Origin of the sequence: Bacillus sp. HY001, assembly GCF_007558965.1 — a bacterium.
In the GTDB taxonomy this organism is placed as follows: Bacteria; Bacillota; Bacilli; order Bacillales; family Bacillaceae_G; genus Bacillus_A; species Bacillus_A mobilis.
Genome location: NZ_VLTE01000031.1, coordinates 211,121 through 236,635 on the forward strand (window position 1 = coordinate 211,121; position 25,515 = coordinate 236,635).

The 25,515-nt window shown below is 34.9% G+C and carries 20 protein-coding genes, 1 pseudogene, 1 riboswitch and 1 other annotated feature; of the genes and pseudogenes, 15 read left to right on the plus strand and 6 right to left on the minus strand.

Going from position 1 to position 25,515, the window contains the following annotated elements:
• Positions 1-11: 11 nt before the first annotated feature.
• Both FOT98_RS16590 and FOT98_RS16595 read left to right on the plus strand, forming a co-directional pair.
• Positions 12-3,650, plus strand: coding sequence for an S-layer homology domain-containing protein (locus tag FOT98_RS16590; RefSeq protein ID WP_063263615.1), 3,639 nt, complete (start codon positions 12-14; stop codon positions 3,648-3,650).
• 133 nt (positions 3,651-3,783) lie between these two features.
• A complete protein-coding gene (locus tag FOT98_RS16595) occupies positions 3,784-6,990 on the plus strand; it encodes a DEAD/DEAH box helicase (RefSeq protein ID WP_063263614.1) in 3,207 nt (1,068 codons plus the stop codon).
• A 105-nt stretch (positions 6,991-7,095) separates the two neighbouring features.
• Here FOT98_RS16595 and FOT98_RS16600 read toward each other — a convergent pair whose 3' ends face one another.
• Positions 7,096-7,230 carry a DUF3934 domain-containing protein gene (locus FOT98_RS16600; protein WP_000047588.1) on the minus strand — a complete coding sequence of 45 codons (135 nt, stop codon included), beginning with the start codon at positions 7,228-7,230 and terminating at the stop codon, positions 7,096-7,098.
• Positions 7,231-7,635: 405 nt separating this feature from the next.
• Positions 7,636-7,894 (plus strand) — a binding site (T-box leader).
• 70 nt (positions 7,895-7,964) lie between these two features.
• Between FOT98_RS16600 and asnA the strand changes: the two genes are divergently transcribed.
• Both asnA and FOT98_RS16615 read left to right on the plus strand, forming a co-directional pair.
• Complete coding sequence (asnA, locus tag FOT98_RS16610) at positions 7,965-8,948, plus strand: aspartate--ammonia ligase (protein WP_061676615.1); 984 nt, start codon at positions 7,965-7,967, stop codon at positions 8,946-8,948.
• Positions 8,949-9,084: 136 nt separating this feature from the next.
• Positions 9,085-9,522, plus strand: coding sequence for a helix-turn-helix domain-containing protein (locus FOT98_RS16615; RefSeq protein WP_063263612.1), 438 nt, complete (start codon positions 9,085-9,087; stop codon positions 9,520-9,522).
• 206 nt (positions 9,523-9,728) lie between these two features.
• On the opposite strand, the gene FOT98_RS16620 is transcribed toward FOT98_RS16615, so the two are convergent.
• A complete protein-coding gene (locus FOT98_RS16620) occupies positions 9,729-10,184 on the minus strand; it encodes a VOC family protein (protein ID WP_063263611.1) in 456 nt (151 codons plus the stop codon).
• Between the two features lie 346 nt (positions 10,185-10,530).
• Positions 10,531-11,760 carry an aspartate kinase gene (locus FOT98_RS16625; RefSeq protein WP_063263610.1) on the minus strand — a complete coding sequence of 410 codons (1,230 nt, stop codon included), beginning with the start codon at positions 11,758-11,760 and terminating at the stop codon, positions 10,531-10,533.
• Positions 11,761-11,959: 199 nt separating this feature from the next.
• A riboswitch (Lysine riboswitch) is annotated at positions 11,960-12,146 on the minus strand.
• Between the two features lie 191 nt (positions 12,147-12,337).
• Between FOT98_RS16625 and FOT98_RS16635 the strand changes: the two genes are divergently transcribed.
• Genes FOT98_RS16635 through FOT98_RS16645 form a run of 3 tightly spaced genes read left to right on the plus strand, consistent with a single transcriptional unit; the run spans position 12,338 to position 15,492 of the window.
• Positions 12,338-13,246, plus strand: a complete 909-nt coding sequence (locus FOT98_RS16635) for a DoxX-like family protein (protein WP_063263609.1) — start codon at positions 12,338-12,340, stop codon at positions 13,244-13,246.
• Between the two features lie 3 nt (positions 13,247-13,249).
• On the plus strand, positions 13,250-13,861 hold the full coding sequence (locus FOT98_RS16640; RefSeq protein WP_063263608.1) for a DUF4166 domain-containing protein: 612 nt from the start codon (positions 13,250-13,252) through the stop codon (positions 13,859-13,861).
• Between the two features lie 5 nt (positions 13,862-13,866).
• The gene (locus tag FOT98_RS16645; protein WP_063263607.1) at positions 13,867-15,492 is read left to right on the plus strand and encodes a YndJ family protein; all 1,626 of its coding nucleotides are present in this window, start codon (positions 13,867-13,869) and stop codon (positions 15,490-15,492) included.
• A 28-nt stretch (positions 15,493-15,520) separates the two neighbouring features.
• On the opposite strand, the gene FOT98_RS16650 is transcribed toward FOT98_RS16645, so the two are convergent.
• A complete protein-coding gene (locus FOT98_RS16650) occupies positions 15,521-16,003 on the minus strand; it encodes an 8-oxo-dGTP diphosphatase (RefSeq protein ID WP_390842388.1) in 483 nt (160 codons plus the stop codon).
• A 130-nt stretch (positions 16,004-16,133) separates the two neighbouring features.
• Here FOT98_RS16650 and FOT98_RS16655 point away from each other — a divergent pair, with 130 nt between their 5' ends.
• Both FOT98_RS16655 and FOT98_RS16660 read left to right on the plus strand, forming a co-directional pair.
• Positions 16,134-17,396, plus strand: a complete 1,263-nt coding sequence (locus FOT98_RS16655) for an MFS transporter (protein WP_063263605.1) — start codon at positions 16,134-16,136, stop codon at positions 17,394-17,396.
• Positions 17,397-17,423: 27 nt separating this feature from the next.
• The gene (locus tag FOT98_RS16660) at positions 17,424-17,702 is read left to right on the plus strand and encodes a hypothetical protein (protein WP_063263604.1); all 279 of its coding nucleotides are present in this window, start codon (positions 17,424-17,426) and stop codon (positions 17,700-17,702) included.
• 19 nt (positions 17,703-17,721) lie between these two features.
• On the opposite strand, the gene FOT98_RS16665 is transcribed toward FOT98_RS16660, so the two are convergent.
• Positions 17,722-18,186, minus strand: coding sequence for a hypothetical protein (locus FOT98_RS16665; protein WP_063263603.1), 465 nt, complete (start codon positions 18,184-18,186; stop codon positions 17,722-17,724).
• An 82-nt stretch (positions 18,187-18,268) separates the two neighbouring features.
• Here FOT98_RS16665 and FOT98_RS16670 point away from each other — a divergent pair.
• The 5 genes and pseudogenes from FOT98_RS16670 to FOT98_RS16690 all read left to right on the plus strand — a co-directional run.
• Positions 18,269-18,462 (plus strand): annotated as a pseudogene (locus tag FOT98_RS16670) (carbon starvation CstA family protein); the annotation flags it as partial.
• A gap of 89 nt (positions 18,463-18,551) precedes the next feature.
• Positions 18,552-19,364: a polyphosphate kinase 2 family protein gene (locus FOT98_RS16675; protein WP_063263602.1), complete on the plus strand. Its 813-nt coding sequence runs from the start codon at positions 18,552-18,554 to the stop codon at positions 19,362-19,364.
• Between the two features lie 178 nt (positions 19,365-19,542).
• Positions 19,543-20,082, plus strand: coding sequence for a PadR family transcriptional regulator (locus FOT98_RS16680; protein WP_063263601.1), 540 nt, complete (start codon positions 19,543-19,545; stop codon positions 20,080-20,082).
• Between the two features lie 36 nt (positions 20,083-20,118).
• Positions 20,119-21,867: an MFS transporter gene (locus FOT98_RS16685; protein WP_063263600.1), complete on the plus strand. Its 1,749-nt coding sequence runs from the start codon at positions 20,119-20,121 to the stop codon at positions 21,865-21,867.
• 214 nt (positions 21,868-22,081) lie between these two features.
• Complete coding sequence (locus FOT98_RS16690; protein ID WP_063263599.1) at positions 22,082-23,359, plus strand: MFS transporter; 1,278 nt, start codon at positions 22,082-22,084, stop codon at positions 23,357-23,359.
• A gap of 226 nt (positions 23,360-23,585) precedes the next feature.
• Here the strand turns inward: FOT98_RS16690 and FOT98_RS16700 are convergent, their stop codons facing one another.
• Positions 23,586-24,569, minus strand: a complete 984-nt coding sequence (locus FOT98_RS16700) for a ketoacyl-ACP synthase III (protein WP_063260492.1) — start codon at positions 24,567-24,569, stop codon at positions 23,586-23,588.
• Positions 24,570-24,750: 181 nt separating this feature from the next.
• Between FOT98_RS16700 and FOT98_RS16705 the strand changes: the two genes are divergently transcribed.
• Positions 24,751-25,299: a cobalamin biosynthesis protein CbiN gene (locus FOT98_RS16705; protein ID WP_063260491.1), complete on the plus strand. Its 549-nt coding sequence runs from the start codon at positions 24,751-24,753 to the stop codon at positions 25,297-25,299.
• The last annotated feature ends 216 nt before the right edge of the window (positions 25,300-25,515 follow it).

Consider the following 25,515-nt stretch of genomic DNA (forward strand, 5'->3'; position numbering starts at 1 on the left):
GGGAATACGGGATGAAAAATTGGCTTAAAAAAGTAGCTCAATTGAGTATACTGTTTGTACTATTTGTAACATTGATATTTGATGGCGCAATTGCGTACGCTGCTAACGAGGTAAATAAAAAAACAAATCAGTATAATAGTGCAGCTTTGAATACAAATGAGCTTGTATTCAAAGATGTACCACCTTCTTATTGGGCATATAAAGATATAAAGAGATTAAAAGAGTTAAAGATTGTATCTGGTAAGGGAGATGAGCTATTTGGTCCAGAAGATCGATTAACGAGAGAACAATTTTTATCGATGGTCGTGTTGCAGCAAGGTTATAAGATTGTAAAAGATCAAGAGACATTTAAAGATGTACCGAAAAATAAGTGGTCAAATCAATACGTTGAAACAGCAATAAAAGAAGAGATTATTGAAAAGAATGAATACGGAGATAACTTTAAGCCAGAGCAAGAAATTTCAAGGGAAGAAATGGCGATTATTATCGCAAAGGTTTTAAAGTTAAAAGAGGTAGATGAAGAAATAAAATTTGGAGATAAAGGTGAATTTACGAAAAATCCTAAATTGATAGCTGCATTAGTAAATGCAAAAATTATTTCAGGATATCCAGATGGAACGTTCAAACCGAAACAAACATTAACGAGAGCCGAGTCGACAGCAGTCATCGTTAAATTACTGGATTATGGATATGTATTTGATGATGTGCCACCTTCCTACTGGGCGTATAAAGATATAAAGAGATTAAAAGAGTTGAAGATTGTATCTGGTAAAGGGAATGGAATCTTTGGTCCAGAAGATCGATTGACGAGAGAACAATTTTTGTCGATGATCGTGTTGCAGCAAGGATATAAGATTATAAAAGATCAAGAGACATTTAAAGATGTACCGAAAAGTAAGTGGTCAAATCAGTACATCGAAACAGCGATAAAAGAAGGAATTATTGAAAAGAAAGAATATGGAGATAGCTTCAAACCAGAGCAAGAAATTCCTAGGGAAGAAATGGCGATCATTATTGCGAAAGTGTTGAAATTAAAGGAAGTAAATGAAGAAATAAAATTTGGAGATAAAGGTGAATTTACGAAAAATCCTAAATTAATAGCTGCATTAATAAATGCAAAAATCATTTCAGGATATCCAGACGGGACGTTTAAACCGAAACAAACGTTAACAAGAGCCGAGTCGACAGCGGTCGTTAGTAAAGTGATTGATTACAAGCGAGATGAGCCGACTACAGGGGACGGTAATAACGATGGGAATACCGGTGGCGGTACAGGTAATGGAGGAGACGGTGAAAAAGCAAGTATCATATATAAAAAGAACGTATATGAAGTGAAAGAGCAATATAAAAACGACATAGAACAAACGCAAACAGATACTTTCACATTCAAAAAAGAAGCAGCAAAATTAAAAGGATTGAAAAATGATAATATTTTAATTTTACCACCAATCCCAAATAATCCGCTTGGAGTTGTTATTAAAATTATCTCTATAACGGATGGAAGTGATGGGGAGAAGGTTGTAAAAGCAGTACAGCCAGAGGCTAAAGAAGTAATTGAAAAAATAGATGTGAAGGAAAAACTATCAATTACGAGAGACAATGCTGAAATTGTTTATTTAGCAGAAGGTGTAACGCTGGAAGAAAAACAGTCAGCCCCTTTAAATCCATTTAACCAGAAAATTAATGGAGAGGAAGAAAAAAATCAATATGTTTTACAGGGACCAGAGTATTTCTTACAACGTGCATTTGCTGAATATGACGTTGATAAAAAAGAATTTAGTACGAACACGAATGTTAAAGTAACAGGTAAGGAGTTAGGAATTAATGAGGATCTAGCCTTTTCACTAAATGGTAAAATGAAAATTAAAAATGTAGATGCTGATATTTTGTTTAAAGATGCGACTAGTTTGGATGAATTAAAATTTATTCTTAAAGGTGAAGTTGAGAATAATATAAAATACACTTTTAATTACTCCCGTTGTTTCGGAGGGAAAGTAGCTTGTAAGAAGAAAGAATCCGAAACTTTAACATTTGAAGAATGGAAAGAAATTATTGATAAAAAAGGTCTTTCACTGAAACCATTTAAAAAATCTTTGTTTATGGTTCGCGTACCACTGCCGGCTGCTCCAGCTATAAGTGTAATGTTGGAAGCTTCGCTTGTAGTAAAAGCAGATTTATCGATCGGCATAGAGGTAGATGTGAAGCAAACAGATTCGTTTGAAGGGGGAATTGAAAACGGCGGAATAGTATTTGTACACGATCAAACAGGCCCTAATCTTAAATTTAAAGGGGAAGCAAAAATTGATGGGAAAGCAGGTTTCGAAATTAAAGGCGGTTTAACACTTGCTAATATAATTTTAATAGGGACTAATTTTGAAGCTGGATTGAAATTAGAAGCACTGGCAAGAGCGTCGGAGGGAATAAAAGACATTGACTCTAGTAATTTAGAAACGTTTGAAAGTATTTGTGCAAAAGGGTCACTTGGATATTATATTCAAGCCGGTTTAGAGGCGAGTATAATTTATGCCGACATTTTTTCTATTAAGAAATCGTTAATAGATAAAAATGGAGAGTTCAAGAAAATAAGTAATTGTGAAAAGTATGATTTACAATCAGCGCAAGATTATTTATTACTTGAAGAGGGAGAAGATACAAATTTAAAAGTAGTAAAAAGAATCTTTGATGAAAATCAATTAACAATGAAAGTAGATAAATTATCGAAGGATCAGGAAATACGAGTATCAAGTAAAAATACAGATGTAGTAGAAGCAAAACGAAAAGATGCAGATAATTTTGCAATTCATGTGAAACCGAACGCAAAAGAGGAACAGAAAGTAAATCTATTATTTGAGCTAGTAGAAGGTGAAAAAGTACTGGCTGAAATAGAAGTTCCAGTTTATATCGTGAAGCCAACGAAGTTACAAGTAGATCCTGAAAAAACATTTGTAATGAAAAAGCAAAAAGAACAATTGCAAGTACGTTTAGCGATACCTGTGCCGGTAGAAGTAATGAAACAATACGAAACATTAGGGCTACCAATTGAACCGTATCGCTATAAAAAAATAACACAACCGAATCTACTTACTTTCAAAAGTTCGAAAGATTTCGTTATCGTAAATGAGCATGGAGAAGTGACAGTAAAGGACGATGCGAAAATCGGAGATACGACTGGAATTAATGTTGCTTATAAAGGATTGACAGGTAAGGTGAGTGCTCAAGTTTCGGGAAGTGAGGAAGATAAGCGAGCACTATCAGGTTTATCTTTACAAAGTGCTCAGCAATTAATATTAGATGCGGAGCAGCACGCAAATAATATTTTACAAGCGGCAGTTAAATCGCCTGAAGAAGAAAAGTTTGAAGACTTACAAAAACAAATGAAAAAGTTTTATGAGCCGAAATTTACAGGAAAGCAATTTGAAAAAGCTTATAAGTATAATAGACAGTGGATATTAAATCCGTATTATTTATATCCTGTAACGAATGTTTATAATACAGAGGCAATGAAAACATTCACAAGTGTAAGTGAAACACCGTCAACGTTAAGTGTGAAAGTAAGCGTACCAGTTTTAGGTGAACAAGGTGAATCATTTACGTATACGTATGATTTAGTGAAAAAAGATGGATCTTGGTATTTAGATGACATCAATTAATTAAAAGACAAGCCCCTTTCGTTATATAGAGAAAGGGGCTTGTCTTTGTTTTTCGTATGTACGGCTTTACTTACTGGATTATACATGTAAAATATTTTATAGAATGAAATGAGTAACGTAAGGAGGTGCACCATTGAGTTTTTATATAAATAAATCAATTATAAAAGAAGTATGCGGAGAGACCTCCTATAAAAGAGGCGAAGCTTATTATAAATCAAATAAAGTAATTGTGAATCATTATGATGAAACGAAAGAAATTTGTGAGGCGACGGTAAAAGGGAATGAAGATTTTCATGTTACAGTAGAAAAAGCTAAAAAGGGTGATGTAGTTGCGAGATGTAGTTGCCCTTCATTAGCGTCTTTTCAAACGTACTGTCAACATGTTGCAGCCGTACTCATACAAATAAATTATAACCAGCAAACGGGCGGCATGGTCTCTGCTAGTAATGAAAACATGAGCGGAAATGATCAATTAACGAGCGGGATGTTTCAGTTGTTTGCAGACAAACCACTGCGGCCAAAAAGTAAACAACACCGTTTTGATACACGTGAAATATTAGATGTTTCGTTTATATGTTCACCAGTAGCGACGAAAAGTGGTGGGGCCCTTCTTGGAATTCAGTTAAAACTTGCGAAAACTTATTTTATAAAGCATATTAGAGAATTTCTTTCTAAAGTGGAGAAAAGAGAGGCTTTTCATTGTTCCAATGAATTTACATACACATCAGATGTACATAGCTTCAGGCAAGAGACGGATGTGGTTATTCAGCAGCTGATTAAAATGTATCATAATGAAAAAATGTATGAAGATGCGTTAGAAGTACATGCGAAACAAGAGGAAAGTATGATATTCATACCGCCAGCTTCATGGAAAGATATGCTCTCTTCACTTTCTAAAGTTGAGTATGTACAGCTGAAACAAAATGAGCAACTGTTTCACGGATTACAAATGTCAAACGGTTTATTGCCATTACATTTTGAGTTTACGAAAGGCAATAATGGTGGGTTTACACTTCATATAGACGGCCTAAATCGTGTTCAAGTGATGGAAATGTATAACAACGCTCTTTACGATGGGAAATTATATTCTTTACCTATGGAAGATTGTATGCGACTTATTGAATTGCAAAAGATGATGAGTCGCTCAAATAGCAATCAGTTTTATATTCCTGAAAGTAAGATGGAACATTTCGTAGCGAAAGTTGTACCTGGATTAATGAAACTTGGAACGGTACGCATTGATGAAGTCATATCAGATCGTATTGAAACGCCGTCGCTAAAAGCAAAATTATATTTAGATCGAGTGAAAAATCGTTTGTTAGCAGGTCTTGAATTTCATTATGGCAATGTTGTGATCAATCCGCTAGAAGAAGACGGGCAGCCGTCTGTTTTTAATCGGGATGAGAAAAAGGAAAAAGAGATTTTAGATATTATGAGTGAAAGTGCCTTCGCGAAAACAGAAGGTGGATACTTTATGCATAATGAAGAAGCGGAGTATAACTTTTTATATCATATCGTTCCAACGTTAAAAGGTTTAGTTGATATTTACGCGACAACAGCAATCAAATTACGCATTCATAAAAGGGATACAGCTCCTCTTATTAGGGTAAGAAGAAAAGAAAGAATTGATTGGTTATCATTTCGTTTTGATATAAAAGGAATACCGGAAGCGGAAATTAAAGGTGTATTAGTCGCTCTTGAAGAGAAACGCAAATATTACCGATTAGCGAATGGTTCTTTATTATCACTAGAGAGCAAAGAGTTTAATGAAATTAATCAGTTTGTAAAAGAATCAGGTATTCGAAAAGAATTTTTACATGGGGAAGAAGTGAATGTTCCGCTTATTCGGAGTGTAAAATGGATGAACGGACTTCACGAGGGTCATGTTTTAAGTTTAGATGAGTCTGTTCAAGACTTAGTTGAAAGCATTCAAAACCCGAAAAAATTAAAGTTTACAGTACCGCAAACTTTACATGCTGTAATGAGAGAGTATCAAGTATACGGATTCGAGTGGATGAAAACACTTGCCTATTATCGTTTTGGCGGTATTTTAGCAGACGATATGGGACTTGGAAAAACGTTGCAAAGTATTGCTTTTATAGATTCTGTTTTGCCTGAAATTCGGGAGAAGAAGCTACCTATATTAGTCGTTTCACCGTCCTCGCTCGTCTACAATTGGTTTAGTGAATTGAAAAAATTCGCCCCGCATATTAAAGCGGTTATTGCAGATGGAAATCAAACAGAACGACGAAAAATTTTAAAGGACGTAGCGGAATTTGATGTCGTAATTACGTCATATCCGTTACTGAGAAGAGATATAAGATCGTATGCGAGGCCGTTTCATACACTATTTCTTGATGAAGCACAGGCGTTTAAAAATCCTACAACGCAAACTGCAAGAGCAGTGAAAACAATTCAAGCTGAGCATCGTTTCGGACTAACGGGAACGCCTGTAGAAAATTCATTAGAAGAGCTATGGTCTATCTTCCATGTCGTCTTTCCGGAATTATTACCGGGAAGAAAAGAATTCGGTGATTTGAGGCGCGAAGATATAGCGAAGCGCGTAAAACCTTTCGTATTAAGACGGTTAAAACAAGACGTATTACAGGAGCTTCCAGATAAAATAGAGCACTTACAGTCATCGGAGTTATTACCAGATCAAAAGAGACTATATGCTGCTTATTTAGCAAAATTAAGGGAAGAAACGTTAAAGCATTTAGATAAAGATACGTTACGCAAAAATAAAATTAGAATTTTAGCTGGCTTAACGAGATTACGACAAATTTGTAATCATCCCGCTTTGTTCGTTGATGATTATAAGGGGAGTTCAGCTAAATTTGAGCAACTGTTAGAGATATTAGAGGAATGCAGAAGTACTGGTAAGAGAATTTTAATCTTTTCTCAATTTACGAAGATGCTGTCTATTATTGGTCGTGAGTTAAATCGTCAAGCTGTTCCATACTTTTATTTAGACGGAAATACACCTTCGCAAGAACGTGTAGAGCTATGTGATCGGTTTAACGACGGAGAAGGGGATCTATTTCTCATTTCTTTAAAAGCTGGTGGTACGGGTCTTAATTTAACGGGTGCCGATACGGTTATATTGTACGATTTATGGTGGAATCCAGCTGTTGAACAACAAGCAGCAGATAGAGCATATCGAATGGGACAAAAAAATACGGTACAAGTTATTAAGTTAGTGGCTCACGGAACAATTGAGGAAAAAATGCATGAACTGCAAGAGAGTAAGAGAAATTTAATCGCTGAAGTGATTGAGCCGGGAGAAGAGAAATTGTCCTCAATTACTGAGGAAGAAATTCGAGATATTTTAATGATCTAACATAAAAAGCTATGCCTTCAAATGTATGAGGACATAGCTTTTTTGTTGTAATAATTATATTTTGTTTTGTTTTGTACAAAGTAAAGAAATCAAATGTTATTTAAATTACTTCTTTGTGCCTTTACTTTTGTATGGCTTGGCAGCTGCCTTTTTCTTTGCACTTGATTGCCAACGGTTCCACCCTTTACTTCCTGTACCTTGTCCTACACCTTTTTTTGGTTTTGCTTTCGTTTTACTCATATGATCACTCCGTTATATAAAAATCTTATTTGATAATAGTCAATGATTTAGAAAATACTCTTTATAAATGACTATGTTTACTTTAAGTAAAAATAAACTGCTTGAATGCTATAGTATAACATGAATTTGCAAGTAAACTGAAAGGAATTATAAAGAAAATGAAAATAATACGAAATACTGCGGATTCTATATTTCGAACGATTACATTACTTGTTGTGTATACGTTAGTTTCGGTTAGTGAAACGTTTTTGGGATTGACGAGACAGAAAAAGTAAAGATGTTAAATTAGCAACAATCAATAAAGCCGTAAAATAAAGAATTGAAAAATATTTTTAAATTTTTGTTGACTTTCTTTATTTTTTGTATAGAATAATCATTAATAAAATGTTTCAGAGATGTGACAACAAAACGACTATGAAAGGACGAGTAGTAGTAGGATGTAGTCTAAGCGAGTCAGGGGTGGTGTGAGCCTGATACGAAGCCTATTATGAAGAACCTCCTGGAGTTGCTAACCGAAATCCTTTACAGGAAAGTAGACTTAGCCGGGTACTTCGCCGTTACAAGAAGAACAGTATCGAGATATTTCATCTCCGTACTGTATAAGTGAGCAACCTCTGTTGCTAATTTGGGTGGTACCGCGGAACCAAAGTCTTTCGTCCCAGTTTTTTGGGGAAGAAGGGCTTTTTTTGTTGGCTTCTTTTCACAACATCCAAACATTTTAGGAGGAAACCACCATGTATCAATCATTAATGACAGTAAGAGAGACTCAAATCGCAATTAAGGAAGTTAAAACATTTTTTGAGGATCAATTAGCAAAACGCCTTGAACTATTCCGCGTATCTGCACCATTATTCGTAACGAAAAAATCAGGATTAAACGATCATCTAAACGGTGTAGAACGTCCAATTGAATTTGATATGTTACATTCAGGAGAAGAATTAGAAATTGTTCACTCACTAGCGAAGTGGAAAAGATTCGCATTACATGAATATGGGTATGAAGCTGGTGAAGGTTTATATACAAACATGAACGCGATTCGTCGTGATGAAGAACTTGATGCAACACATTCCATTTACGTTGACCAATGGGATTGGGAAAAAATCGTTCAAAAAGAATGGCGTACTGTAGATTACTTACAAAAAACAGTACAAACAATTTATGGAATATTCAAAGATTTAGAAGATCACTTATTTGAAAAATATCCGTTCCTTGGAAAGTATTTACCAGAAGAAATTGTTTTCATCACTTCCCAAGAATTAGAAGATAAATATCCAGAATTAACACCGAAAGATCGTGAACATGCAATTGCAAAGGAACACGGTGCAGTCTTCATTATCGGAATTGGTGATGCACTTCGTTCAGGTGAAAAGCATGATGGGCGCGCAGCTGATTATGATGATTGGAAATTAAACGGTGACATTTTATTCTGGCACCCAGTATTACAATCTTCATTCGAATTATCATCAATGGGAATTCGTGTTGATAGCAAATCACTTGATGAGCAATTAACGAAAACAGGTGAAGATTTCAAACGTGAGTACGATTTCCATAAAGGTATTTTAGAAGACGTACTACCATTAACAATTGGCGGTGGTATTGGACAATCAAGAATGTGCATGTACTTCTTACGAAAAGCACATATCGGTGAAGTTCAATCTTCTGTATGGCCTGACGATTTACGTGAAGCTTGCAAGAAAGAAAACATTCATCTGTTTTAATAGAAGAGAGAGAATAACTCAAAGAGTTATTCTCTCTTTTTTATTGTGTAAACGAATGGTTTACAGTGGATTGTACCAATAGTTTCTTTTTTTTTTATCTCCTATTATGTCATCATTTGTTAAAGGAGGGGACGTTATGAGCTTAGGACAACAACTTAAAAGATTACGAGAGTCAAAAGGGTTTTCACAAGAAGATGTTGCTAAAAAGATTGGTGTTACGAGGCAGGCGGTGTATAAATGGGAAAATGATAAAAGTTACCCTGATATTGAAAATTTGATTTTATTGAGCGAAATGTATAATGTTACGCTCGATGAGTTAATAAAAGGGAACCAAAATTTAAAAGAGAAAATACATATTGATGAAGATGAAGATTTTGAGAAAGAGAATGAGTTTGGTTTTTATATTGGGTTTGGTTTGCTGATTGTGAGTGCCTTCGTTGATTATGAAGGAATGCAAGAGATCTTATTAGGGATAGCACTATTCATGATGGCTTTTTATTCTGACGTGAAGAAAGTTATTTTGAATGAGTTCAGATCATTTTTCAAAAGGAAAGATATATATGATAAGAAGTGAGAAGAGTCCATTATATTTCCTAGGAAAGAGTATAACAAGAAATCCAATTGTTTTATGATGATTTTGGGATGTTGATAGTATGTTAAAAAGCTCAAACAAGCATAACCCCGTTCTAAAGCTAGGACGGGGTTGAAAATCTAAGTTTTATGAAGCAAGAAATTCTTTTAAATATTTTATTTCAGTAAAGACTTCTTATAAAACATTACTTACTTGTTACCGAGTTCTTCCGCTAAACCAATTAAAATTCCTTCAGTTCCACGAATGTAGCAAAGTCGATACGAGTCCTCGTACTGAACTACTTCGCCAACGAGCTGAGCACCATGCTTCTTAGTAAGTCTAGATACCATTTCGTCAATGTCTTCAACGGTGAACATGACGCGCAAATAACCGAGGGCATTTACAGGAGCTGTCCGGTGATCTGCAATAGTAGGTGGTGTGAGAAATCGCGAAAGTTCAATTCGGCTATGGCCATCTGGGGTTACCATCATAGCAATCTCCACGCACTGAGAACCGAGACCAGTTACGCGACCGGCCCATTCACCTTCGACAGTAGCGCGTCCTTCTAGTTTTAATCCAATCTCTTCGAAGAAAGATATTGCGTTATCAAGAGATTCTACAACGATGCTGACATTGTCCATTCTTAGTAATTTGTTGTTTGCCATAGTTTTTATCTCCTTATATGTAGAAATGTATTATTTAATTCTCCTCATAATTATACTAAAGTTCCTTCTAAACAAAAAACAACTTGTCACAGTGTAGGAAAGTGTGACAAGTTGTTTTCGGGTATAGTATATAATATTTTATTAACGAACAACACTTCGTAAACCCTCTACTATTGAAATACGCGTGAACTTTCTTTCGTGAATGCTATTATTTTAAGGATTTGATAATGTAGTTTCTATTCGATAATATAACTTCGACTTTCCTGCAAAATAGTCCTATCCTGTTTCTATTTATATAGGAAGGAAATAGATTCATATAATTTGTTTTAAGTTTTACTAGTGGAAATTAACTCATCTGCACTAAAGGCTCAATTTTCGCCATAAATGATTGATGCAGTGCCTCAACACCTGTTACTAAATGAAGGCGGTCAATAACGACAGACACTTTAATTTCTGATGTACTTACCATTTTAATATGAATATCTTCTTCTTTTAAAGTAGTGAACATATTCGCAGCAACACCTGGATTAGAGACCATACCAGATCCTACAATTGATACTTTTGCTAAATGATTTTCATATTCTACAGATTCGTATTGTAATGTTTCTTGATGTTGTTCTAATACCTCTAATGTTTCTTTTAAATCACTAGAATGGATTGAGAAGGAGAGGTGAACAGTTCCTTCATTTGTAATACTTTGAATGATGATATCTACATTAATATGTGCCACTGCTAATGTAGAGAAAACTGTTGAAAGTGAACCTTGTTCCAATCCTTTCATTGTGACGCGTGTAATATTATCTTCAAATGCAATACCTTTAACGATTGATTGTTGTTCCATGTTACATTCTCCTTTTACAATTGTTCCGTTTTCTTGTTCCATACTTGAGCGAACTTCTAAAATGACATTATGATTTTTAGCAAATTCAACAGCACGTGGGTGTAATACACCAGCACCGAGATTTGCTAGCTCTAGCATTTCGTCATAAGAAATTTCATCTAATTTATAAGAGTTTTTTACAACTCGTGGGTCCGTCGAATAAACACCGGTCACATCTGTGTAAATATCGCATTTTTTTGCTTTCAGCGCAGCAGCTAATGCAACAGCAGTTGTATCAGAACCACCGCGTCCAAGCGTTGTAATTTCATGGTTTTCACTAACTCCTTGGAAGCCAGCTACAATAACAATCGTACCTTCAGTAAGATAAGACTGAATGCGATCTGTATGAATGTCAGTAATCCGTGCACTACTATGTACAGATTCTGTCGTAATACCAGCTTGCCATCCTGTTAATGAAATCGCGTTATAACCTTTTGCTTGTAGTGCCATCGTTAATAATGAAATAGTTACTTGTTCTCCTGTAGATAGAAGCATATCCATTTCGCGTTTACTCGGATTTTCTGAAATCGCGTTAGCAAGTGCTACAAGTTCATCTGTGCTCTTTCCCATTGCTGAAACGACAGAGACGATACTATGTCCTCGTTCATATTCTTCAATAATTAAATTTGCTACATGTTGAATACGCTCAACACTTCCGACAGAAGTGCCACCAAATTTTTGTACAATCGTTTCCATTACGAATTCCTTCTTTCATCCATTTTTAAGAATAGATTAGGACATATATAAATCCCAACATTCCTGTAGTTACCAGAGAAAAACAAAAAACACCATCTCAAATAAGTGAGGATGGTGCTGTTACAGGAAAAGGGAAACAGAAAACGGAGCTAATAAAAAAACCGCCAAAAAAGGAATATCATAAGAATGATATCTCTTTTTTGTAGATAGCTCTTCATACATACACTTCTGTACATATGACAGTTCTGTTTCTATTCGAAAACAGCCCCAATCGATAAATGCAGAGAAAATTATCGATTTCGGCAATACTTCCTTTCATCTAATTTCATAGACATCTCTGTGTCTCCATTAGAATAATCATAAGTATCGCAACCTCTATCTCACGTTTTAGGCGAGAGTGTTTGATTTATGAAGTTGTTGGTAACATTTGTTTTATAATAATTTAAATTTTTCGGGGAATCAAGTGTTTTGTATAAATTTTAAAAATTCTTTCTTTTTACAGGGAAGTTTGTGAAAAATGTAGCAAAATGAATTCGTTGCATGTACATTAAAAGTATAGTGCATTGGAGGTGGAAGAATGAAGGGGAAAAAGCCTATTTATGTTTCGGCAGAAATGAACACAACAATGGAGAAATTATGGGAATATACGCAAGAGCCAAACATACATACAGAGTGGGATGCCCGCTTTACTGAAATTTCGTATTTAGAGAAAGAAGAAGGAGAATCGCAGAAGTTTTTATATAAAACAAAAATCGGATTTGGACTTGAAATAGCTGGTGAAGGGGAATCGATAGGTGAAATAAAAAAAGAAACAGGTGAACGGATTTCTTCTTTAAAATTTTGGACAGACAATCAATTATCACTTATTCAAATAGGGCGTGGTTATTGGAAGTATACACCGTGTAAAGAACACATTCATTTTGAGACACAATATGATTATGATACGAGGTTTGGTCGTATAGGGAATATAATAGATGTCTATATGTTTCGGCCGTTATTAGGCTGGGCGACTGCTTGGAGTTTTGATGCTTTAAAATTATGGCTAGAAAAAGGGCTTCACCCTAGATTACTAATTAAAAGAACAATAACATATTGGCTCGTATGTTTTTTATTTGCTTTTGTATGGATGTATCAAGGAATAGTACCGAAACTAGTGTTTACTCATTCAGAAGAAGTAAAAATGCTGTCTGTGATGATTGGTTCAACTGAACATAGTATTTTTGTACTTAAAATAATTGGATTACTAGAAATTATTTTTGGTGTCATATGGTTGTTGCCATTTCAAAAGCGAAAAGTATTTATCGTACATATTTTTATGTTAATAGCCTTAACGATAGCAGCAGGATTTACGAATATTGTAAGCTTTACAGAGCCGTTTAATCCAATTACATTAAACGTTTTACTAATGGGGTTATCGATTGTCGGTTATATAAATAGTTTTGATTTACCAAGTGCAAAAAATTGCAAGAGGAAGAGAAAGGGATAATGTATGGTTAATATGTATGAAAGGCTATTAGGAGATTCGTATAAAAAACTTCATCCGAAATTACAGAAACGCTATGAGATTACGGAAGAAAATAGCTTTACTGGAGAAGGGAGGATGGATGAAATTTATGGAGGTTCTATTTTCGTAAAATTAATATTAAAAATTACATCGAAGTTTAGAATGTTTTTCTCTGAGCGGGGGAAGGAAGTGCCATTTACAATACATAATACCGCTGAGCGAGATGAACATGGAAATGAACTTGTACGGTGGAATCGTACTTTTTATTTTCATAATAAGAAAAGATACTTTAACGCCATTATGCAGATGGATGAAGAGAATAATGAAATTGTAGATTATTTTGGTGAACCGCACTTACTTGTTTCTACATTGAATTTTCATATTGATGAGGTGGGAGCAATGCATATTTCTTCAAAGAAACAATGGTTTTACATGTTTGGAAGGAAAGTCCCGTTACCTAGATTTTTATATGGGGAGGCCAACATTGTAGAAAGTTATGATGAAACAATACAATGTTTTCGAATTCATGTACAAGTACGCAATCCGTTAATTGGTTCATTATTTTCATATAAGGGAACATTTGTGGAAAGGAAATAAACGAAATGAACAATATAATAGTTGGGCTTGCTTGTTATATTATTTTTCTAATATGTGAGTGGTCAAATATAAACCCAGTTGAAGCAATTATTTTATTATCTATTTTGTTATTTATACCGATGTCATTTTGCATCATTGATAAGAAAAGAAGAAATGGATCATATGTTTTCTTTTATAAACTCGTATCGCTGTTATATCCAATTGCAGTAATTAGTGCAACGCTAGCTTTCGTAACAAATCACTATTTCTTTGCGTTACTTTGGTTTGTATATACAGGAATTGTTGCGTTATTTGGTGTAAGTAGATTGCTAGAAAGAGGATGGAAACCGTTAGAAGAGACGGCTATCGATAGTGCGTTTATGTATTTGTTTTTAGGTGGTTGCTGGTTTTTTGCTTCAGTAGCAAAATTGTCCATTATGCATTTTAGTTCTGACATTGTTTTGCTTACCGCTGCACACTTTCATTATTCAGCGTTTCTATTGCCGTTATCAGCGGGTTTAATTGGGAGAAAAAGAGAAAAGAGAAGTAAAGTATATGATGCTATTATGTTTATCATCGTTGTTTCACCTATGACAGTTGCAATAGGAATTACGTACTCAAGAGTATTTGAATTTTTTGCAGTGTTCCTATATTTATGTGCGATTTATGGTTATGGGATGTATGTTTGGCGAACGAAATTTAATGCTATTAGTGCAAAGATTCTCCTGATCATATCGTCTAGTACACTCATGGTAACAATTATGTTTTCACTTATATATTCGTATGGGAATTTGAAACATGTACTGACGATTACAATTGCTCAAATGGTTTGGATTCACGGTGTTGTCAATGGAATTGGAGTAGCATTACCAGCATTTGTTGGCTGGTTGATTGAAAAGAGTGCTCCGAATTATAAATATTATGGGAAACCAATGAGCAGGTTAAGAGGGAATGTGACAGTTGGTGAAGCATTTTTACATAACAGAAATTTAATAGAAAGCAAAGAATACAAAGGCTTAGTTGATAAAATGAATGATTTTCATAGTGAGGCATTTGACATATCGAAGATTCCTTTAAGTGTTATTCGCTTTTATGAAAATACAATAGAGTATGAGTTACAATCACATATTAAATGGAATCGTTGGTTCCGCCCTCTTGCATTTTTCTATGAGAAAATGAGTAAACGTGTAGGACAAATACATTTAGGAATGGGCGGCAAATGGGAAACGATGCATGGCTCTATCGTCGGGATAATAGATGAGAAGGATGGAAGAGAGGGTGTAAGGGCTTGGCTAAGAAAAAATGATGTAGGAGAATCTATATTTGTAGCTCTTTATTCAAAGCATACATATGAGAACGAGACGTATATGAATATTGCATTACCTTTACCATATTCGAATATGACAGGGATTTTGAAATTATGTAATAAGAGTAATGATTTAATTATTACTAGTAAGCTAAGAGAAGATGGTAAGGGAGATGAGGGGATTTATTTGCATACTCGTTTCTTTACGATACGTTTACCGTTAGCAGAGACTTTTATTATAAAAGAGAGCATGGATCACATATTAGAAGCTAATCATAGAATGTGGATATTTGGAGTTAAGTTTTTAGAAATTGATTATGAAATTAAGAAAATAGAGGAGAAGTAAGAGAAGCTTGGAGAGATTCCAAGCCTTTTTATGTATGTGTAATTGTTATAGCAACTTGTTTATCTAAGTCTCGGTCCCAAACGCGTTGAATTTCAAACGTACCCTTTTCAAAAAATAATGGGAATCTCTCTTTAAACCAATCTTGCATAGGAAGATTTAGTGCTTCATCAATTGGCACCCATAATAATTCGCCCTCAGGAGGGTTCATAAGAAGTTCACCATCAAATGAGTCTGTCCAATAATTGAATACCATATATCGAACATTTTCTTTCGGATTTACGTATTCATCTAGTCCCTTGAAAATTAAGTTAGAAACGTGAAGCCCAGTTTCCTCTTTCGATTCTCGTATAGCAGCTTGTAAGATGCTTTCTGGGAAATCTACTTTTCCGCCAGGAGCTATGTAGCCAGGAAAACCTCGATGATTGGGACGTTTTATAAGTAAAACGTCATTATTTTGCTGGATCATACACATTGTATAGATACGGTGCTCGATGTTATGAGGCATAATCATGTATTCTCCTTTATTTTTCTTGATAATTTTACCATAACATAATAGTTTCTTATATAATAAAAAATAGAATAGTGTTAATTTTCAGTTATATATTACAGATCCTATAATCAATTGAAAAGAGGAGAGAGAAATGCAAGGGGAAGTACAAAGAGAAAAAGATTTGGGGTATGTTGGAAAATTATTGTTGCCAGTAAAAGCGTCACCACATTTTAAATTTTTATGGATTGGGCAATTACTTTCGACTTTAGGCAGTTCGATAACGATGGTTATTTTGCCAGTCGTTGTGTATTCATTAACTGGTTCAACAGTTGTAATGGGAATGACTATGGCAATGTACATGCTTCCTAATATTCTTGCGTTACCGTTTGCTGGATTAGTAGTAGATCGAATTGATCGAGTGAAATTAATGTTATTTACAGATATAATCCGTTGCACATTAATGCTATTATTTGCAATGCTTATATTTATGGATGTTTTAACAATTCCACTTCTATATGTACTCGTAGCATTATATGGGCTTATGGAAGGGATATTTCAGCCAGCATATGCGGCTGTAAGGGCGAAAGTATTTGTACCGGAAATTCGAAATGCAGCTAATGCATTAACGCAAATGAGTAATCAAGGTATACGACTAATTGGACCGGCTCTTGGAGGATTGATTGTTTCAGTTGCATCTGCCGGAATAGGATTTGGACTGGATGCAGTAACGTATTTGCTATCATTTTTATGTTTATTATTTTTAAGAGAAATAAAGTTTAAAAAAGTAAAACCCATTGAAAAGAGACAAATCGATTACAAACAAGAGTTTATGGAAGGTGTTTTCGTTTTAAAAAATCATCCGTGGCTATGGATTACAATTTTAGTTTTTTCTTTCATTAATATTTGTTATGCAGGAATTATCGTCGTATTAATTCCGTGGTTATTTAATGTTCATCATCATTTTGAAGCATACGTGTATGGATTAGGAATGGCATCTTCTGGTGTTGGAGCTGTAATTTCCGCGCTAATATTTGGCGGGAGGGAACGGTGGCATAAGCGGGGATTACTTGCCTATGGTGGTGTATTAATAAGTGGTTGTGCGCTTTTAATAATGCCGTTTATTGCTTGGGCACCTGCATTAATTGGATTAATGGCAATTGAAGGGTTCGGTATGATGATATTTGGACTCATTTGGGAAACAAGTTTACAAGAGCTTGTGCCAGAAGAAGCATTTGGAAGGGTGGCAAGCCTTGATATGCTAGGTTCATTTGCTTTATTGCCACTAGGTTATGTAGTTGTAGGATGGTTAGCTACTGTCATAGGTGGCGAGATAACGATTATAACACTAGCTATATTAGTACTTGTAACAATTGGAATAGCGTTATGTGTGCCAAGTATTCGACGATTTGATTGATGATATAAGGGAAGGGGAACGACTTATATGATTATAGAAAACTTGAACGACATAGTAGCAAAGGAATTGGACAGCGAATACACTTTGCAGGAAAAGATCTTTGAAGCAAAAAATTTCACAGTCTATATCGTTATCCGTAGAGAACATACGCTAACATATAATCAACTAGTATTATTAAAACATCTTTGTAACGAAAAGCCTTCTGTACATATTTGGCATAAGAAAATTAGCACCGAAGCAACAGAACTGGAAATCACAAAAGAGGTAACAGAAGCGATTCAATATGGTTTTGTAAATGAAGAGTAAGCCATAATCAAATTAGGGCTTACTCTTCATGGAATACAAATGTTTGTTTCATTTGTTTCCCTTCATTTACCGGATGACCGTTGTAAGAGAAATTGTTTTCTTCCCAAGTGATGACGACTTTGAAATTATGGCTGTGAAAGTCTAAAGGGAATAAGATGTAGTCAAAGCTTGTCTGACTTTTTGAAACGTTGTTATGTAATGTAGTAGGGTTAAAAGTAGCTTTAGAGGTAGGGGTGTTATCAACGATTTCTACAGCTACGTTTGATACATCATTACCGATGTTTTTTACAAGTAAACGATATGTACCATATACACCTTGTTTTGGCTGCACTGCTTGCTTGTTTGCGTTATGGGATTTATCAATTTCGATATACCACTGTTTTGACTTTGATTCAATTGGTAGTGATTGAAATGTGTATGCACTAGCTTGTATTGGCAATGCTAAACAGATTAGTGCAAAGAGAGAAAATATTTTTCTTTTCATTTTTAGAGAGCCACCATTCTGTAACGGATTTATTTATTATTATCTTCTCTTTATGTGAGTATATACCATATAATGTAAGGGGATATTTGTGACAATCATGAATATAATTTATATTTTAAATGCAAAAATTGCTTTTAACATTCAGTTAAACACATCTTATATGGTAGGTGCGGGGGGAATACCGTTATATTAACGGCTGTATTCTTTATGAAAGCTGTGAAAAATAAAAATGAGAATATTGAAGTAGATGTGCAATTAGAGAAGGAAGCTGTGTAGAGATTTTTCTACACAGTTTTTTCTAATGTGAAAAAATTCCCAAAAATATGTTAAAATAACATTGTCATACAACAAGGGGGATTTGTTTTATGGAAAATGGACATCTTGCTAAAGTAGATGTAACGAAAAGAATTGAATCGAAATCTAAGTACAATAAGAAACTTGAAAAATATCAAAGGCGCTTATTAGCATTGCAGCAAATAGTAAAAGAAGAAAAAATTGCAGTGATGCTCGTTATGGAAGGCTGGGATGCGGCTGGAAAAGGCGGAGCGATTAAGCGAGTGACAGAACACCTTGATCCACGTGGGTTCCAAGTAAATCCAATTGGAGCACCAGCACCTCATGAAAAACGGTACCATTACTTGCAACGTTTCTGGCGAAAACTTCCTCAGTACGGACAAATTACTATTTTTGATCGCTCATGGTACGGCCGTGTGTTAGTTGAGCGTGTTGAAGGTTTTGCTACAAAGGAAGAGTGGACGAGAGCGTATGATGAGATTAATGATTTTGAAAAACTATTAACAGATGATCATTATATAGTCGGAAAGTTTTTCTATCATATTAGTAAAGACGAACAATTAAAGAGGTTTAAAGATAGAGAGAACAATCCTTTGAAAAGATGGAAAATTACAGATGAAGATTGGCGCAACCGTGAAAAATGGGATGAATATGTTGAAGCGATGGAAGACATGTTTGAAAAAACAAATAAGCCAAATGCGAAATGGCAAATTATCGCGAGTAACGATAAATTATACGCTCGATTGAAAACGTTGAAAGTGATTATTTCATTAATTGAGGATTATCTCTTAGAACATAATATAGAATTACCTTCGTATTATCATGAAATAAAAGAGGGAAAGACAGAGGTTTTTGCAGCTAATGAAGATGCAGTTGTAAAATAGTACAGAGTTTACATATGAAATATAAAGTAGAGTTACCCTGTAATTTTAAACAATAAAATTATAGGGTATTTTTTTTATTTAGAAACATTTTACAATTAACGGAATAAGGTATATAATCAATAATCATATTAACAATGTTAATATGATTATTGATTATATACAATGTGGGGGTCTTATTTTGAAGGGAAGAGATGTTGTTTTAGGTTTATTGATGGAAAAAGAATTGTCTGGTTATGATATTAAAATTGTGTTCGAAGACGTATTTACTCATTTTTTTGATGGGAGTTTTGGAATGATTTATCCAACGTTACGACAGTTGGAAAAAGAGGGGAAAATAAAAAAAGAGGTTATTATGCAAGAAGGAAAACCGAATAAAAAAATGTACTTTATTACAGATGAAGGACGTGAAGAATTTTATCAATACATGCAAACAGATGTAGAGAAAGATGTTTTACGTTCAGATTTTTTAATGAGGATGTATTTCGGTAATTATAGCGATGACAAGGCGATAAAAAAATGGATTGAGGACGAGATTGAAAGGAAAGAGGTATACATTGCGGATCTTCGTTTGAAATATGAAAAGTGGAGAGAAGGTATTACTTTTGTTGAGGAAATTTCACTCGATGTAGGTATCGCATCGTATAGTGCTCAAGTAGAGATGTTGAAAAGAAAACTAGAGCAACTAGAAGCAAAAGAACACAATAAAATGGAAGAATGAAAAATCCGTTCATAATAAATAAAGGGGTAGATGAACATGGAGCAATCAAAGGGTATTAAGGTTGTCTTTTTAATGTGTCTAGGTATATTTCTTTGTATGATTGATACGACAATTATGAATATAGCTTTACCCGCGATACAAACGAGTGTAAATACGTCATTAGAAAAGATGTCTTGGGTATTAAATGTATATACGATGACGATTGCGGTACTCGCCATTCCGTTAGGGCGGATAGCTGATATTTTTGGGAAAGCAAAGATGTATATTCTTGGTTTGATAATTTTTGGCGGTGGATCCGTACTTTGTGCTTTTGCTAATACGGGCGATTTCCTTATCTTTTCTCGCTTTATACAAAGTGTAGGTGCAGCGATTTTATTTCCGACTAGTATGGTAATTGGTGTATCAGCAATGCCATTAGCTAAGAGGCATGTTGCACTTGCAATTTTAGGAGTATCACAAGGGTTATCAGCCGCGATGGGACCAGTAATAGGTGGAATTATTACACAAAATTTCGGTTGGAGATGGGTGTTCTTCGTTAATGTTCCAATTTGTATTCTTGGAGTCATTTTATGCTGCATTATGTTACAAATAAAAAATGAAGAACGTATTATTTCAAAAATAGATTGGGTAGGACTACTATTAAGTAGCGCAGCAATTTTTTCTTTTACTCTCATATTAGTAAAAGGCAATGCATGGGGATGGCAAAGTAATATAGCTTTGTCTTGTTATGCAATTAGCACTATTTCTCTTATTCTATTTGTGCTAGTGGAACGAAAGATTCATAATCCAATGGTAAATTTAAATTTATTTAAAGATCGTATATTTGTTGGAGCATCTATCGTTGTAATATTAAGTAATTTGTTTTTAATTGGAGTAACTGTATTACTTCCAACGTTCTTGACGAAAATACAAGGTCGAACGGAAATCGAAGCAGCTTTTTTAGTGACACCTATTTCAGCAATGATATTTTTTGTTTCACCAGTTGCAGCAACATTAATTAAAAAGCTTGGCAAAGTAACTATTATTTTGTCAGGCTTTCTTATTATGGGTGTATCTTATTATTGGTTGCAAATGATTGATGTTAATTCAACAAATATAGAAATAATTATTCCATGTATGATATTAGGTGTTGGGTATGGTTTAGTAGTAGGTCCAATTACAGTTTTAAGTGCTTCTTCGTTTGAAGGGGAATTATTAACTGCTTCTCAAAGTGTTGTCTCGATGTTACGACAAGTTGGAATTGTATTAGCAGTTGCAATATTTGTATCTAACTTAACGCACAACATAACTGTAAATAAAGAGAATGTATATCGTTATGCAGAAGAAAAAGTGCGTAATATTCATGTGAGTAGTGCCCAGCAAGCTGAGATATTGCAAATATCAAAAGGAAAAATAGAGAAACAAAGTATAGAAACAAATGCAGAAAAACATCAAAATGAAACATTTGTAGAGTTAAATAAAGAGAAAAAAGATGAATTAATCCGCCAAAAAGTGAATGAAGTATTAAATGATGTTCCGGTAGAATATAGAGATATAAAAAGAGAAGAAGTTATGAATCAAGTGACAAAGGAAGTTGAAAAACAAGAGGAAAGTATAAAAAAAGAAGTACTTGTATTTTCGAATGATGTAAATCACTATGCTCGAAATCAAATGGCTATGAGTTTTACAGATCTATATAAAGCAAGTGTGCCGATTATATTCATGTGTGCTTTAGTAAGTTTGTTATTTTTGGAAGGAAAGGCTTGGAGTAAAAGGAGAAGGGGAAGAGCGGTTGGGGGACTGTAAGGGAAATAAGTTAAAGATCAGTTATATTCAAATGATGGAACGCTAGTTATGAAAAAAATAGTATAGTTATTTTGGGAACTCTTCGGTAATGGTTGAAACATAAGCCGTAGGGTTCTTTACATGTATAAATAAATGTTCGTATTTTAAATTTGGGGATTTTGTTGTTCTATAGTACATTAACAAGAGGTATAAGTTTTATAGAAAGGGTGAGAAAATGATAGATACAGCAGATGCTTCAATAAGTAATCATATATATACAGAAGAAGAGCAACAAAAATTATACAAAAGAACATTAATAATCGTAAGCATTTCACAAATGTTCGGCGGAGCTGGGTTAGCTGCTGGCATTACAGTAGGTGCACTTCTTGCGCAGCAAATGCTTGGGACAGATGCATATGCAGGATTGCCGGCAGCTATGTTTACAATGGGATCTGCAGTAGCGGCTTTCTTTGTTGGGAAGTTATCGCAAAAACATGGTCGCCGCATAGGGCTTGCAGGAGGTTTTATAGTAGGTGGACTAGGGGCTATTGGAGTTGTGGTGGCAGCTTTAACAAATAGTATTATTCTTTTACTAGTTTCTTTACTTATATATGGCGCGGGCACAGCTACGAATTTACAAGCGCGTTATGCTGGAACAGATTTAGCGAATAAGAAGCAAAGAGCAACTGCTATTAGTATTACGATGGTAATGACGACTTTTGGTGCAGTCGCAGGTCCAAATTTAGTAGGAGTAATGGGAAGGTTTGCTCATTCAATTGGAATTCCTGAACTTGCTGGTCCATTCATATTATCAGCAGCTGCATTTATACTGGCAGGTATTGTCCTTTTTGTTATGCTTCGTCCAGATCCGTTACTTATTGCAAATATGATAGAAACATATAAACAAGAACATACATATAAAGGGCAAGCAGTAACAGAAGAAGCGACAGAAAACAAACGAGGTATTACTGTTGGAGCCATCGTAATGATACTTACACAAATCGTGATGGTTGCGATTATGACGATGACGCCAGTTCATATGGGACACCAAGGTCATGGATTAAGTGAAGTAGGGCTTGTGATTGGTTTTCATGTTGGTGCAATGTATCTTCCATCTCTCGTTACGGGAATGCTAATTGATAAAATTGGAAGAACTACGATGAGTATAGCTGGTGGAGTAATTTTACTAGCAGCAGGTGTCATAGCTGCGTTAGCGCCGAGTGACTCTTTAATACTATTAATCGTTGCTTTGTCTTTACTTGGATTAGGATGGAACCTTGGTTTAATAAGTGGTACTGCTCAAATTGTTGATGCAACTATACCTTCCACACGTGCAAAAACACAAGGGAAAATAGATGTGTTTATTGCGCTAGCTGGAGCTTCAGGCGGAGCGATGTCAGGTATGGTAGTAGCGAATTCAAGTTATGCGGCATTGTCATTAGCTGGAGGAGTTTTAGCTTTCATGCTTATTCCAATTGTGATATGGGCTCGGACAGGTAAAGTGAAACTTTAATTAGTGGGGGCTTCATCCCCCACTAATTATTAGTTGAACCAATCGGACTTTAATGGGCAGGTGATCCCCCACTTAAATTCTTTGCTTTCGCTGCATTTTGAGGTGGGGGTCTTACTGCCCATTAAAGCGGGATAAATAAAATTAAGATAAAACAAGCTGCGTTCAAAGGGAGGTAACCAATCTTTGAATGCAGCTTGTTTATATTTAGTTGTATAAAAGAAAAATGTTAGTTTAAATCCCACTCCACAATAAGCCCTAAATGCGTAAGGCCACCACCAAATCCGTATAGTAAAAGTGTGTCTCCGTTATTTAATTTTCGTTCTTTTCTAGCTAAATCTAGAGCGAGTGGAATAGATACGGAAGATGTATTCCCCATATACTCCACGCTCGTTAATGTTTTTTGCATTGGAATTTGAGATTTTTCGCAAATAGATTCGATCATGCGTAAATTAGCGCTATGAGGAATGAACCAATCTATTTCATCTATTTGCATATTAGCGGTATGTAATAGTTCTTTAATACCTGCTGGCACCGTACGTGTTGCCCATTTATATACTTCTCTCCCATTTTGCACGATTTTTTCATTTGTTTGCAGTTGTGTGCCATTCATAGTAGTAGATAAGTTTGTTCGGTATAGATGAATGCCACCGTGCCCATTTGTTCCCATATGAGCAGCAATAAAGCTCGGTTTGTTTTCATCCCTTTCTAATAAAATAGCGCCAGCACCATCACCGAATAAAATACAAGTCGTTCTATCGGTGTAATCAGTAACTTTAGATAATGTCTCAGTTGCTACGACAAGTACTTTTTCGTGTGATCCAGAAGTGATTAAGCTATTCCCAACGTGCAGGCCATATGTGAAACCAGCGCAAGTTGCATTTAAATCAAATGCTATTGTATGAGGTATGTTGAAGTGTTGTTGTATTTGACACGCGACACTCGGAAAAACATAGTCAGCGGTTGTTGTAGCGACGATGATACAGTCTATATCTTCTAAGTTCTTTTTAAAAGTTGTACATAAATTTTCAATTGCTTTAATGGCTAAGTGTGAGGAGTATTCGTCTTCGCAAGCAATTCTTCTTTCCTTCATTCCTGTTCTTTGTACAATCCATTCATCATTCGTATCGATCATCTTTTCTAAATCATTATTAGATAATATTTGATCTGGAACATAAGTACCGATTGCAGTAATACGAGATTTAGAATGCATAGGAACATCTCCTAACTTATTTTTATAACCTGATACTAATATTAGGTTATAAAAGTGTCAACAAAGATTTTTCGTTTATTAAAATCAGTATATTTTAATAAAGCGAAAAGGGATTTGAGGAGTGATGTCAAAATAATATACGGAAAGCTTCTAAAATTGATCATGAAGGGGTTTGAGATTCTTGAAAAGAATCGTATATGTATTGTCTCTAGTTTTAATTTGCAGCCTTACTTATTTTATTTTACCAGAGAAGTCTTACGCTTGTGAGTGTATGAAAGCATCACCGGAAGAGAGGTTACAAAACAATGATGTAGTGTTTGAAGGTAAGGTATTAGAGGTTCAAGAGAAGGGCGGAAAAATGAAAACATTATTTGAAGTGAAGAGAATTTGGAAAGGGACAAGCTCTTCGCAAATTATTATATATACAAGTTTTAGTAGTTGTACATTTCCTTTTTCAGAGGGGGGAGAGTACTTAGTCTTTTCTTCTTATAGAGGAGAGGAAAAGTTAGAGACATCTATGTGTAGTGGAACGAAGAGATTAGATGAGGCAGGGGCGGACAAAGTGGCTTTAAGTCAAATTGCAAAAGAATCTGTTCCGACGAAGAAAGTCGATTTAAAAGGTGGCATGTTGAACGGTTTAAGCTGGTGGCAAGTTGTTACCCTTTCTGTAGGTCTGTTACTAATAGCAGTTCTTGTGATTTTTAGTGTAAGAAGAACGCGCAAAAAATGACGATTAAAGTAAATATATAAGGATTTTCTTTCTGTTTCTATCATGCCTTTCGAGAGGACTCCCACCTCTAAATGTAAGTGAAGGTGGTGAGGTGAATCGAAAGAAATATTTTATTTTCGAGAAAAAACAGAAACGTATGTTCTTTTTTGCTATAATATCCTTAACAAGGAGGTGAATAAAATGACAAAGGAAAATCCATCAAACTATAAAACTCTT